Source organism: Comamonas thiooxydans (assembly GCF_002157685.2).
GTDB lineage: Bacteria > Pseudomonadota > Gammaproteobacteria > Burkholderiales > Burkholderiaceae_C > Comamonas > Comamonas testosteroni_H.
Window position 1 is genome coordinate 4,324,241 of the sequence record NZ_AP026738.1, and the last position, 12,527, is coordinate 4,336,767.

13 protein-coding genes are annotated in these 12,527 nt (G+C 64.6%); 6 read left to right on the forward strand and 7 right to left on the reverse strand.

Annotated features, from left to right (window positions below):
• Positions 1 to 63: 63 nt before the first annotated feature.
• The 4 genes from CTR2_RS20065 to CTR2_RS20080 all read right to left on the reverse strand — a co-directional run bounded on the left by CTR2_RS20065 (position 64) and on the right by CTR2_RS20080 (position 4,016).
• Positions 64 to 1,110 (reverse strand): porin, encoded by a 1,047-nt coding sequence (locus CTR2_RS20065; protein ID WP_087081570.1) that lies wholly within the window; start codon positions 1,108 to 1,110, stop codon positions 64 to 66.
• Positions 1,111 to 1,243: 133 nt separating this feature from the next.
• Positions 1,244 to 2,212 carry a Bug family tripartite tricarboxylate transporter substrate binding protein gene (locus CTR2_RS20070; RefSeq protein ID WP_087081568.1) on the reverse strand — a complete coding sequence of 323 codons (969 nt, stop codon included), beginning with the start codon at positions 2,210 to 2,212 and terminating at the stop codon, positions 1,244 to 1,246.
• A gap of 38 nt (positions 2,213 to 2,250) precedes the next feature.
• Entirely contained in the window at positions 2,251 to 2,970 is a 720-nt protein-coding gene (locus CTR2_RS20075) for a hypothetical protein (protein ID WP_087081566.1), read from the reverse strand.
• On the reverse strand, positions 2,967 to 4,016 hold the full coding sequence (locus CTR2_RS20080; protein WP_254913240.1) for a zinc-dependent alcohol dehydrogenase: 1,050 nt from the start codon (positions 4,014 to 4,016) through the stop codon (positions 2,967 to 2,969). Before CTR2_RS20080 ends, CTR2_RS20075 begins: the two co-directional genes overlap by 4 nt.
• Before the next feature lie 131 nt (positions 4,017 to 4,147).
• Here CTR2_RS20080 and CTR2_RS20085 point away from each other — a divergent pair, with 131 nt between their 5' ends.
• From CTR2_RS20085 to cobA, 3 genes are read left to right on the forward strand one after another with little or no spacing between them, the layout of a single operon-like run.
• Entirely contained in the window at positions 4,148 to 5,095 is a 948-nt protein-coding gene (locus CTR2_RS20085) for a LysR substrate-binding domain-containing protein (RefSeq protein WP_087081562.1), read from the forward strand.
• A 58-nt stretch (positions 5,096 to 5,153) separates the two neighbouring features.
• Positions 5,154 to 6,158 (forward strand): DNA-binding protein YbiB, encoded by a 1,005-nt coding sequence (gene ybiB, locus CTR2_RS20090; RefSeq protein ID WP_087081560.1) that lies wholly within the window; start codon positions 5,154 to 5,156, stop codon positions 6,156 to 6,158.
• A gap of 9 nt (positions 6,159 to 6,167) precedes the next feature.
• On the forward strand, positions 6,168 to 6,968 hold the full coding sequence (gene cobA, locus CTR2_RS20095; RefSeq protein ID WP_087081558.1) for a uroporphyrinogen-III C-methyltransferase: 801 nt from the start codon (positions 6,168 to 6,170) through the stop codon (positions 6,966 to 6,968).
• 57 nt (positions 6,969 to 7,025) lie between these two features.
• On the opposite strand, the gene CTR2_RS20100 is transcribed toward cobA, so the two are convergent.
• A complete protein-coding gene (locus tag CTR2_RS20100) occupies positions 7,026 to 7,505 on the reverse strand; it encodes an acyl-CoA thioesterase (protein ID WP_034369017.1) in 480 nt (159 codons plus the stop codon).
• A 193-nt stretch (positions 7,506 to 7,698) separates the two neighbouring features.
• On the opposite strand from CTR2_RS20100, the gene CTR2_RS20105 reads away from it, so the two are divergent.
• Entirely contained in the window at positions 7,699 to 8,973 is a 1,275-nt protein-coding gene (locus tag CTR2_RS20105; RefSeq protein ID WP_087081556.1) for a BaiN/RdsA family NAD(P)/FAD-dependent oxidoreductase, read from the forward strand.
• 91 nt (positions 8,974 to 9,064) lie between these two features.
• Here the strand turns inward: CTR2_RS20105 and CTR2_RS20110 are convergent, their stop codons facing one another.
• Positions 9,065 to 10,114 carry a BMP family protein gene (locus CTR2_RS20110; protein ID WP_254913239.1) on the reverse strand — a complete coding sequence of 350 codons (1,050 nt, stop codon included), beginning with the start codon at positions 10,112 to 10,114 and terminating at the stop codon, positions 9,065 to 9,067.
• 506 nt (positions 10,115 to 10,620) lie between these two features.
• Between CTR2_RS20110 and rpsU the strand changes: the two genes are divergently transcribed.
• On the forward strand, positions 10,621 to 10,833 hold the full coding sequence (gene rpsU, locus CTR2_RS20115; protein WP_003052999.1) for a 30S ribosomal protein S21: 213 nt from the start codon (positions 10,621 to 10,623) through the stop codon (positions 10,831 to 10,833).
• 183 nt (positions 10,834 to 11,016) lie between these two features.
• On the forward strand, positions 11,017 to 11,463 hold the full coding sequence (locus CTR2_RS20120; RefSeq protein ID WP_003079000.1) for a GatB/YqeY domain-containing protein: 447 nt from the start codon (positions 11,017 to 11,019) through the stop codon (positions 11,461 to 11,463).
• A gap of 107 nt (positions 11,464 to 11,570) precedes the next feature.
• Here CTR2_RS20120 and CTR2_RS20125 read toward each other — a convergent pair whose 3' ends face one another.
• Positions 11,571 to 12,506, reverse strand: coding sequence for a LysR substrate-binding domain-containing protein (locus CTR2_RS20125; protein ID WP_087081553.1), 936 nt, complete (start codon positions 12,504 to 12,506; stop codon positions 11,571 to 11,573).
• Positions 12,507 to 12,527 lie beyond the last annotated feature (21 nt).

Here is a 12,527-nt window from a genome sequence, read left to right on the forward strand (position 1 = left end):
TTGAGGCGGCCGGTGTCCTGGGCAGGGCTTGCAGCAGGCCGCAGCGTCTGGCGACGGCCTGGCTCAGAAGGAGTGCGAGATGCCGACCAGCAGCGATCGCGGCTTGCTGCCCTTGGGAACCGAAGGCCCGGCATTGCTGGCGCTGTTGATGGTGAATGCTGCATCGGCCTCGTTGCGGATCGCGGAGACGCCCGCATACAGCTTGGTGCGCCTGGACAGCGCATGGTCGTAGCGCACGCTCAGGGCGCGGGCATCGCTGTTGGCGCGCGCACGCCCCTGGAACTGCCCATAGGACAGCAACACCTGCCCTGCCGTGCTGACCGGTATGGTCATGCTGGCTTCAAAGAAGCGCCCGCGCTTGCTGGCGGCATCCGGCAGATCATCCTCCCGGGTGGACAGCAGCAAGGCCGCCCGGGCCACCTTGAAATCATAGGAGCCGCCCAGCAAGCGATAGCGGTCGGTGTTCTGGGCCGTGGTGCGACGCTCCCACAGCGAGGCTCCCAAGCTCCAGGGGCCGCGCGTGTAGTCCAGCGAGCCGCCGAACTGGCGCCCCATATTGCTGCCGGCATTCTCCCCGAACGAGTACATGCCCCGCACCACCAGCCCTGCCATGGAAGCCGACTGAAAGCGCAGCGAGTTGTCGGCGCGCAGCACCGTGCCGTCACGGAAATAGTTGGCGGCGTTGCCCCAGATCAGGCCCGTCAGGGCATAGGAAGCCAGCGAGGTATGAAACGTGGTGTAGTGGCGGCCCACCGTCAGCTGACCCCAGTCGCCGCCCATGCCGACGAAGATCTGTCGACCGAAGGCCAGCCCTCCCTGAGCTCGCTCACCGGTATCGGCATTCAGCCCGGCCTCCATCACATACAGCGCACGCAGGCCACCGCCCAGATCCTCGGTTCCGCGAACGCCCCAGCGCGAGCCCGCCAGGACACCGCTTTCTGCGCGCAGTGTGCGCCCCGCGCCGGTGGACACCGACTCGGCGGCCATGTCCACCACGCCGTACAGCGTGACCTGGGAGGTGGCGGGCGCAGCGGTCTGAGCCTGGGCCAGCGAGCATGTGGAGATGAAGGCAGCGGCCACGGCCAAGCCTCCCGATTGCAAGGATGTCATGAAGTCTCTCTTTTTAATAATGGATGGGGCTCGCGGCAGAGTCCTGCCGCTGTCGAGCCGCTGACAGCAGCATCCGCCGCAGTTGCGGGGATGCCGTATGGGAGTCCGGCGCCTCAGATGGCGCCGGCCGCACTCATTCGAGGCGGATGTTCTTTTGCGTGATCAGGCTGCCGTAGATGCGTGCATCGTTTTCGATGCGCCTGGCCAGCGAGGCTGCGCTGGTGTCGTCGATGCGCCAGCCCTGAGCCAGCAGCTTGCTGCGGATATCGGGAGCATGAAGAATCTTTTCCAGGGCCGCAGCCAGCTTGGCACGATGCTCGGCGGGCATGGAAGCCGGCGCCATGACCGCATTCCAGACTTCGATGTCCACATTGCCGGCACCGATCTCGGGCATGGCCGGCACACCGGGCGCCAGGAGGCTGCGCTTGCTGGAGCTCACGGCCAGGGCGGCCAGCTTGCCGGACTGGACCAGCGGCATGACCGTGGAGGCCGGCAGCAAGGCCATCTGTACCTGATCGCCCATCAAGGCGTTGACCACCGCCGGGCCGCCGTTATAGGGCACATGCTGCAGATTCAGCCCCATGGCTTCCTTGATCAGCTCCACGCCCAGGTGGCCGCCGGACCCCGTGCCCACCGAGCCGTAGTTGCCCTGGGTTCCGGTCTTGAGTGCCTTGAAATAAGCCCCTGCATTCGCGGCCATGGACTTGGGAGCCACCAGCACCAGAGGCGCCGATCCGATCATGGCCAGCGGTGCGAGATCCTTGATCGGATCGTAGGGCAGCTTGCTGTAGAGAAACTTGGAGCTGGTCAGCGGGCCGTTGCCGATGACGCCTATGGTGTGGCCGTCGCCGGCTTTGGCCACGGCGTCAGCGCCGATATTGCCGCTGGCCCCCCCTTTGTTCTCCACCACCACGGGCTGACCCAGGGCCTTGGTCAGGGGCTCGGCCAGCAAACGGGCCTGCACATCGGGCGAAGAGCCGCTGGCATAGCCGACGATCAGACGTATGGGGCGCGTGGGCCAGTCAGCCTTGCCCTGGGCCTGAGCCGCCAAGGGCAGACAGGCGGCGGCGCACAGCAGCAGGGCCGCCCGGCGCACGGGCATCGATTTTTTTGTCATCTTTATGTCTCCAGAATCTCGAATCAACAATCGGCGTATCCAGCCATCAGTTCCATCAATGGTGGCAGGCGTCCGGTGGCGGGCAGGGCCAGCTGCGACCGGCACACCCGGGTTTGCAGGCCAAAAGCCTGCTGCGCAGGCGCTTCGAGGTGATGCGCCTGCATTCGGTCGGCCCACCATTGGCTGCCTTGGGTGCATGCCGGTCCGTTCAGATGCTCAGCCAGCATGACCACCGTGACTTCCCCCCGGGCCTGCTCGGCAATGCGCTCCCCGCCAACGGGGTAGTGCAAGGAACGCTCGACCGGCACCACACCTGCCATGACCCGCAGCAGACGCCCCTCCTGTACCGCCTGTTCAGCCCAGCGGGCTGCCTGCGCGGCCCAGGCCTGCGCATCGGTGGTGACGGCCTTGAGCGTCGTCAGCGCCGCGCCGCTGGATGCGCCAGCCCGCACCTGCAATATGCAGGGCCTGCGCATGAAAGCACTCAGGCGCGGCCTCATGCGTGTCGACCAGGGCGTGGGATTGGCGATCACATCCGCATACTCGGCCGAGTCCAGGGCCGCCAGCGACTCCAGACCGTAGAGCGTGAAATATCCGGAAGCGCCGACATAGCGATGGCCGTAGACAAAGCCGGGCAAGCCCACGCGCTCGGGAACATGCTCGAAAGCATGCCAAGCCTCGTATTCTGCGCGAGCCTCGGGCCGGTCGATATCGTTCCACAAGGCCAGAAAGGCGGTGCTCATGATGTCAGGCCCGCCCCTGGCTGAATCAGCACCTTGCTCGCCAGCCGTGCCCGCGCCAGCTCAAACCCCTGCCCGGCCTGCGCAAGGGGCACGCGATGGGTGATCATGAGCCGCAGCTGATCCTGATGGGTTCGCATGAAGTCAACGACCTCCAGCCAGCAGCGCTCCGGCGTGCGATAGGAGCCGCGCAGCTGCTGATGACGTCGCACCAGGGCCGTCAGATCCAGCGGCACGGGAGCGGCATGAATGCCGGCAATCACCAGCACACCGTGGGTCTTGAGCGCACGCAAGGCCGGCGCCAGCACTGCTGCCGCCCCGGTGGCTTCGATCACCACATCAAAGTGAGCTTCCTGCGTATACGCGGCAAGGGCTTCGTCGATGTCCTGCCCCTCGAAGTCCAGCAAATCCTCGAACCCCATGGAGCGCAGGACCTCCAGCCGCGCGGCATCGCCATGGCCGGCAACCACCACCTGAGCCGCCCCGGCGGCACGGGCAAACAGCGCAATGCCCTGACCGATATTGCCGGGCCCCAGGATCAGCACGCGATCGCCGGGCTGCACATTGCCGGTGCGCACGGCTTCGAAGCTCACCGACAGCGGCTCGGCCAATGCGGCAACCTCGGGGTCCACGCCGTGTGGAATCGCCACGCAATTGCGCAGGGGCACGGCCACATACTCGGCAAAGCCGCCATGGCGCATGACACCGATGCCGCGGCGGGTGGTGCAGGCATCGAAGTCGCCGGCACTGCAACTGGGGCATCTGCCGCAGGTGACCGAAGGTCGCACGGCCACCAACTGGCCCAGGGGCAGATGCTCGGCCCCCTCGCCTCTGGCCACGATCTCGCCACTGAACTCGTGGCCCACGGTCACCGGCAGCGCGGCCTGCAAAAAGTGATAGCTCGCCGTCCAGGCATCGATATGCAGATCCGTGCCACAGACACCTGTGGAATGAACCCGCAGCAGCACCTCGCCTGCGGCAGGCGACGGCATGTCGACCTCGTTGAGCTTCAGTCCCTTGGCGGACTCGGTTTTTTGCAAGGCTTGCATGAGACAGGCAATGCATGCGTGGACATGCATCTCAGAACGAACAGGATCGGCAGTGTTGCCGCCCCTCATTCATATGTCCAACACTGATTTAATATAAAAATCATACTTTTAAAATATGGATTGATTCAGGCATGGAACTGAGACATCTGCGCTACTTCGTGGCGGTTGCCGAGCAGGGCAACGTCAGCAGGGCCGCCCGCAAGCTATTCATCGCCCAGCCGCCGCTGTCACAGCAGCTCAAGCAACTCGAGGACGAGGTCGGCACGCAGCTCTTCACCCGCCTGCCGCGCGGCATGCAGCTCACTGCTGCAGGCGAGTCGCTGCTGGAAGATGCACGCGTCATATTGGCGCGTGCCGAGCAAGCGCCCTTGCGTGCCCGTGAACGCGAACGCAGCAGCCAGACCGTACTGCGCCTGGGGCTGGTTCCTTCGGCCATGCAGTCCCTGCTGCCCGGCCTGCTGCGGGCAGTGACAGAGGCCGGCTGGGAGGTGCAGATCGAAGCCCGCGAAATGATCTCGTCCCAGCAACAACGGGCCTTGCGCCAGGGCGAGCTGGAACTCGGCTTTGCCCGACCCGGCCACAAGGAGGCCGACGAGCTTGAGCTGGCCAGCATTGATGACCCCTATTGCCTGGCTGTTCCGGCCTCGCATGCTCTGGCCGGAGGCAGCGGAATGCTGGATCTTCAGGCCGCCGTGCATCAGCCCTTTGTGGGCTTCACCCGCTATCAGGACACCGACTACTTCGACCGCACGGTCGCACTGTGCGCCGAGGCTGGCTTCACTCCGCTGATACGCCACGAAGCCGGTCAGTTGGTGAATGTGCTGGCGCTCGTGGCCTGCGGTCTGGGCGTGGCCATCGTACCGGCGTCCTTCGCCATGTTCCACCGCGAGCAGATCGTGTTCCGGCCACTTCGGGCTTCGCGCCAGGTCAGCCGGCTTGCCGTCCTGGCGTCTGCCCAAGCGCTCAAGAGCAATCCCATGCTGGACCTTGTCGCCCAGCTCGCGCAATCGCAGCTGCAGGCCCTGGCTGCACAGCTGGCGCAACAGGGAGCGACGGCGTCTCGATCACAGCCGGTTTGATTTATATAACCAAATCGTCTGACAACTCATGGTTTTTATAGCGACAATTGCGTTAATCATGAGCATCAGCCACTACATCAAGGAAATCGGTCGCGGCACCAAGGGCGCGCGCTCTCTTTCGCGGGCCCAGGCCTGCGATCTGATGGGGCAGGTGCTGGACGGCAAGGTCAGCGATCTGGAGCTGGGCGGCTTTTGCATTGCCATGCGCTTCAAGGGCGAAAGCGCCGAAGAGCTGGCAGGCTTTCTCGACGCCACCCAGCAACGACTGCCCACGTGGCCGCAGGCTCACAAGGCCCGGCCCGTGGTCGTCATTCCCAGCTACAACGGCTCGCGCAAGCTGGCCAACCTCACGCCGCTGCTGGCAGGTCTGCTGGCGCAACAAGGACTGCCGGTGCTGGTGCATGGCAGCCATACCGAGGACAAGCGCCTGGGCACGGCCGAGGTATGGCGGCAACTGGGCTGGACGGCCATCGAGCGCCCCGTCGCTCTGGAGCCTGGCGACAAGGTCTGGATACAGACCCGTCACCTGCTGGCACCGCTGGATCGACTGCTGCAGATTCGCCGCCAGATGGGCCTGCGCAACCCCTCTCACAGCATCGTCAAACTGCTGGACCCTATCCATGGCAGCAGCACCGCGCAGTCCGGGCTGGTGCTGGCCAGCTATACCCACCCTGCCTATGCCCAGCCCATGCTCCAGACGCTGGCCATGCGCGCGACCAGTGCGCTGCTGGTGCGCGGCACGGAAGGCGAGGCCGTGGCCGCCCCCCACCGCGAACCCGTGAGCACGGGTGTGATTGCCGGAGAAGTCTGCTTTGAGCGCTCTTCCCTGCACAGCAGCCAGCTCGCATCCGGCGCCGAGAGCAGCGCCCCGGAACAGGATCTGGATGCCGAGCAGACAGCCCGGCTGACGCTGGACATTCTGAACGGCCAGCTGCCTGTACCGACGCCGATAGCGCAACAATTGGAACAGATACAAGCCCTGCACCAGGCCATGCAGGTCACCGATGCCAGCGCTGCCGCCAGCCGCGCCGCACTGCAAGCCTATAACCGCAGCCCCGACTGAGACCCCACAATGACTGCCATTTCTCACAACCCCGATCAGCGCGGCTCCTGCACCCTGGTGGGTGCCGGCCCCGGCGACCCCGAGCTGCTGACCATCAAGGCCGCCAAGGCCATTGCCGCAGCCAGCGTGCTGTTTGTCGACGATCTGGTCAGCGATGGTGTGATGAGCCATGCCTCGCCCTCTGCCCGCGTGGTCTATGTGGGCAAGCGCGGCGGCTGCAAGAGCACTCCCCAGGCCTTCATCGAAAAGCTCATGATTGCCGCCGTGCAGGACGGCGAACGCGTGGTGCGCCTCAAGGGCGGCGACCCCTTCATCTTTGGCCGTGGCGGCGAAGAGGTCGAACATCTGCGTGAGGCCGGCATCGAGGTGGAGGTCATCAACGGCATCACCTCCGGTCTCGCGGGCCTGACCAGCCTGGGCGCCCCGCTGACCCACCGCGACCGCGCACATGGCGTACTTTTCATGACCGGCCATGCCAAGCCCGGCGACAGCGGCCCCGACTGGCGCCAGATTGCCGCCACGGCCCATGCAGCCAGGCTGACGCTGGTGATCTATATGGGAGTGAGCAGCGTCGAGCGCATCAGCAGCCAGCTGCTCAGCGGCCTGCCCGGCAGCACGCCCGTGGCCGTGATCCAGCATGCCAGCCTGCCGCAGCAGCGCCATGCGCTGACCTTCCTGAAGGATTTGCCGCAGAGCATTGCCGACCATCAGCTGGGCAGCCCCAGCATCATCGTCGTAGGCGATGTGGTCCAGGGCATCGCCGCCTGGCAGAACCAGCCCCAGGCCTTGCCGCAGTCTGCGGCGGCCTGATCCAGGAGCGCCCCGGGCTGTCGCTCAGCCCGGGAGAGCGGCAAGCGCCGTCCCGACTCAGGGAGTACGAGTCTCGGCGAAGCGCTCGGCCAGCTCCTTGCGCAGTTCCTTGCGAACGATGGCGGCGTTCCAGCGGCGCTTTTCCTCGTCGGTTTCAAGCTGCAGCGGGGGCACGGGGGCAGGCTTTTTGTCATCGTCCACGGCCACCATGGTGAAGAAGCAGCTGTTCACGTGGCGCACCACCTGGCTGCGAATCTCCTCGGCAATCACCTTGATGCCGATTTCCATGGACGACTTGCCGGTGTGGTTCACGCTGGCCAGAAAAGTCACCAGCTCGCCCACATGGATGGGCTGCAGAAACATCACCTGATCCACGCTCAGCGTCACGACATAGCGGCCCGCATAGCGGCTGGCGCAGGCATAGGCAACCTGATCCAGCAGTTTCAAGATGGCGCCGCCGTGCACATTGCCGGAGAAATTGGCCATGTCAGGCGACATGAGCACGGTCATGCTCAGCTGGTGGGATGGTGTATTCATGGGGCGCGATTCTAGAAGTGATCCATGGCACATGCAGACGCTTGCCGCATATCCCAACAGGACAACGGGCTGGCGGCTGCACAGGCATCACGATCCGCGCATTTCGGGACTTTGTCAGCCCCTCAAACCCCAGTGACCAGCCATCTGGGACAATGACCGGCTTTGTTGTTCGTGCTTCAGCGCCCTGCCCGCCGTGTCCTCCACCCCACAGGTCCCCTTCCAGATTTTTGACGCCATCATCATCGGCGCCGGTGCCGCCGGCCTGTTCTGCGCGGCCCAGGCCGGCCAGCAGGGCCTGAAGGTGCTGCTGATCGATCATGCGCCCAAGGTGGCCGAGAAGATCCGCATCTCGGGCGGCGGACGCTGCAACTTCACCAACCGCGATCTGGACGTGCGTGCGCCGCACAAGCATTTTGTGGGGCAGAACCCTCAGTTCTGCCGCTCGGCGCTGTCGCGCTTCACACCCGCCGACTTCATCACGCTGATGGACAGACACGGCATTGCCCACCACGAAAAGCACAAGGGCCAGCTGTTTGCCGACCATTCGGCCGAGGACATCATCGCCATGCTGCTGGCCGAGTGCACGGCGGGCGGCGTGCAGCGCTGGCAGCCTTGCCAGGTCAAGAAAGTAGTGTTTTCGCCGTCAACCCCTGACACAGAAAGCGATTGCAGCTATCAAGTTGAAACCGATCGCGGCCTGGTGCAGGCCGCCAATCTGGTCATTGCCACCGGCGGCCTGAGCATTCCCAAGATAGGCGCCACCGACTTCGGCTACCGCCTGGCCCAGCAGTTCGATCTGCCGCTGATCGAGCGCACGCCCGGCCTGGTGCCCATGACCTTCGACGGCGAAGGCTGGCAGCCCTACGCGGGCTTGGCCGGTCTGGCCCTGCCCGTGGAAATCAGCACCGGCAGCAAGAAGGAGCGCATGAGCTTCCACGAGGATTTGCTGTTCACCCATCGCGGCCTCTCCGGCCCTGCGGTACTGCAGATCTCCAGCTACTGGAAGCCCGGCACCCCGCTGCAGATCAATCTGCTGCCCGGCGTGGATCTGGCCGAGGTGCTGGCCCAGGCCAAGCTCCACTCGCGCAAGCTGGTGGCCAACGAGCTGGCCGCCCACCTGCCCGCCCGCCTGGCCGATGCCTGGGTCGGCCGCATGCCCGAGCTGCAGCGCCCCATCAACGAGGCCGGCGACAAGGCCCTGGCCAGACTGGCCGAACAGCTGTCGCGCTGGGAGATCACCCCCACGGGCACCGAAGGCTACAAAAAAGCCGAGGTCACGCTGGGCGGCGTGGACACCAAGGTGCTGTCCCAGCAAACCATGGAGTGCAAGAGCCGGCCGGGCCTGTACTTTATCGGCGAGGTGGTGGACATCACCGGCTGGCTGGGCGGCTACAACTTCCAGTGGGCCTGGGCCAGTGCCGCCGCCTGCGCCCAGGCCATGGCGGAAAAGCAGTCAGTCATGGCTTGAGCGACTGGAACCGAAGCGCCTGCCGCCATGAAAAAAGGATGGTTGAACCATCCTTTTTTGCTGCCGCGCTCCTGCGCAGCACACCATCCGGTCAGGCAGAAAACTCCTGGCCTTCATAGTGCTCGGGAACCTTGAGCTGCCCCGAGGCAATCGCTGCCGACGCCCTGGCCACGCGCTCGCGCACGGCGGCTGCCACGCCCTGACCCATGGTCAGACGCACGGCTGCCGGATCGCTCAGACCGATCTTGCGAATGCCCGGGCCGGGCGCGCCGCGCTCCTGCATGTCCTTGACGGCCAAGAACGCGCCAATGCCCACATCGGCCCAGGCCGAGGCGACAAACACCTGCGGGTCCACCGCGGTCCAGTCGATCACATTGCCGATCTGGCGCGTGCCCGCCTCGCGGCAGGCCTGCGTCACGCCATCGCGGCCGGAGTTGAGCATGGTGAAGATCACATCGGCACCGGCAGTCATCTGGGCCCTGGCAATGCGGTGCGACAAGGCGTTGTCGTCCTGATCGCCCGAGAAGTTCGTCAGCAGCTTGACCCTGGGGTCGGTATCGCGCACGCCGGCCGCATAGGCGGCGCGCCCTTTGAGCCCCGGGGGCACGCGAATACCCGACATATGGCCGACTACGCCGGTCCTGGTGCTCAGCGCCGCCAGCACGCCGGCCAGATAGGCCGACTCCTCCTGCAGCACGTCGTAACTGCAGAGATTGCTCCCCTGCACCGCGCCCTGGGTCACGACGAACTGGGTCCTGGGGAAGCGCGCCGCGACCTCGGCGGCGGCCTGGTTGTTCTGCCCACCATGGGCAATCACCAGTTGCGCACCCTGCTCCGCGAGCTGCGCGAGAGCCGGCACCAGCAACTCCTTCCTGGGCGCCATGCCGTCCAGAAAACGGGTCTGCACACCCAGCTCCTGGCGCGCCTTTTCCAGACCGCGCCAGCCGGCCTCCATAAAACCCTTGTCGCTACGCGAGCCCGCAAACAGACCACCCACCACCAGGGAACCGCCGGGTGCGGCAGGCCCGGAAACTCCGGCCCTGCCGGCACAGGCCGTCAATGCCAGCAAGCCCGGCACGGCGACGGCCGAAGCCATCCATTGGCGACGCGAAATAAATGAGGAATGAGAAGCGCTGGACAAGATGGAAGCTCCTTGAACACGGAAAGACAGCGACGCGCACAGGCACGAAACCCGCTTATTCCTTGACCTCGGTCACGAAATAAGGCCTCCAAACTGTATGCAATTTTCGTGCACACAATACTCCCAAGAAACCCCAGCGCCCGGCCCGGCTGGCCTGCTGCCTGGGCAGCGCCATGCTCTTGCATTGCACATCGCGCATCGGGCCGCGCTCCGCAATGCACGCGACCTGAGCGCGGCGAGAGGCGCAAAGGCACAATAACGGTGCCTGATCAGGCCTTGGGCAGCGCTCCGCCTGCAGCCGCAAAACCGCGCAAGCCTGGCCGGCGTCGGATCGCTTCGCACGCCATTCGGGACACAGCGCAAGTCTTGGTCTATAATGCTCGACTTTGCTGGCATTACCCCGTCGGCCATACTAGTTAAAAAGTGGCGGGGAAACCGCTGTTCACGGCTCTCAGGCCCGATCTTCCCGAGAACCCTCTGTCAGCACAGATATATCTGGAAATTAAATGACTACCATCCGCGTCAAAGAAAACGAGCCCTATGAAGTTGCCCTGCGCCGCTTCAAGCGCACCATCGAAAAGCTGGGTCTGCTGACCGATCTGCGTGCTCGCGAGTTCTACGAAAAGCCCACAGCCGAGCGCAAGCGCAAGAAGGCTGCTGCCGTGAAGCGTCACTACAAGCGCGTTCGCAGCATGCAACTGCCTAAGAAGCTGTACTAATCGTTGATTAGGACCAGTCGGCCTTAAAACAGCCGCAAACCCGCGCTCGGGACGCCAGGCGCGGGTTTTTTGTTTTCTGGCCACTGCATCAGCTTGCCTTGCTGCGCAGTGACCTCCCTGCGAATGGATAGTCAACGTCGTTCACACTGCGCACCACCATTCGCCAACCCCAAGGAGAAAGCCATGAGCCTGAAAGCCCAGATTACCGAAGACATGAAGACCGCCATGCGTGCCAAGGACAGCGCACGCCTGGGCACCATCCGCCTGCTGCAGGCCGCGATGAAGCAAAAGGAAGTGGACGAGCGCATCGAGCTCGACGACGCAGCCGTCATCGCCATCGTCGACAAGCTGATCAAGCAGCGCAAGGACTCCATCGCCGCCTTCGAAGCCGCCAATCGCAGCGATCTGGCCGATGTGGAAAAGGCCGAAATGGAAGTGCTCAAGGTCTACCTGCCCGAACGCATGGGCGAAGCCGAGATCACCGCGGCCGTGCAGGCCATCGTGGCCGAACTGGGCGCCTCCGGCCCCGGCGACATGGGCAAGGTGATGGGCGCCGTCAAGACCCAGCTGGCCGGCAAGGCCGATATGGGCCTGGTGTCCGCTGCCGTGAAGGCCGCGCTGACAAAGTAATTGGCCACCGGCCTGAGCTGCCATGCGGCATCAGGCTCAAAAACAGAAGCTGCTTGCGCTTGCTTTGCATATCTTTCAGATTAAAAAGAATCTGAAATTCATGTACATCAAGCGATAGCAGCTTCTTTTTTAATAGCATTCCTGAATCCCGTGGGAGCCTGCTTGCTGAAGAACTCCTGCAGGAACTCGACGCAGACCCGCACCTTGGCCGAGCGCTCCAGCCGCGTCGGGTAGACAGCCCAGATATTCGCCTGCTGCTGCCACTCGGGCAGCAACTGCAACAGGCTGCTGGCCTGCAGATCAGCCGCCACATCCCAGAGCGAGCGCAGCACGATGCCATGGCCGTCACGGGCCCATTGCACGGCCATCTCGCCATGATTGGTGGACAGCGGCCCGGTCACTTTCACGCTGCGCTCCTGATTGCCCGAGCGCAGTTTCCAGACACCGAAGGGATGGTCACGCTCCTTGATGACCAGGCAGTCATGCGCGGCCAGTTCGTCGAGCGTGCGCGGACTGCCACGCCGCTGCACATAGGCCGGGGCAGCGCACAGCACGCGATGGTTGTCGGCCAGATGCCGCGCAATCAGGTGCGGCGCAATCTCGTCGCCCACGCGCACATCGAGATCGAAGCCCTCGGCCGCGACATCGACGATGCGATCAAACACCTCCAGGCGCAGCTGCAGCGCCGGATATTGCGCAATCAGCTGCGACAGCGCGGGCGCCACCACATTGCGGCCAAAGCCGAAACTGGTGGACACCCGCAGCAGGCCGCGCGGCTGGCGGCGCGTCACATCCACCTCCTGCAGCAGATGCTCGACCTCGTCCAGAATGCGCTGCGCCCAGTGGTAGACGCGCTCGCCCTGCTCCGTGACAGCGACCCGCCGTGTAGTGCGATGCAGCAGCTTCACGCCCAGCTCCTGCTCCAGCAGGCGGATGCGCTTGCTGACAAAGGCCGGCGAAGCATTGTGCGCGGCCGCAGCCTCGGCAAAGCTGGCTTTGCGCACCACGGTGGTGAAGACGCGCAGGTCTTCGGGCGAGGGCATTTTCTGCACGATCTGTAAACA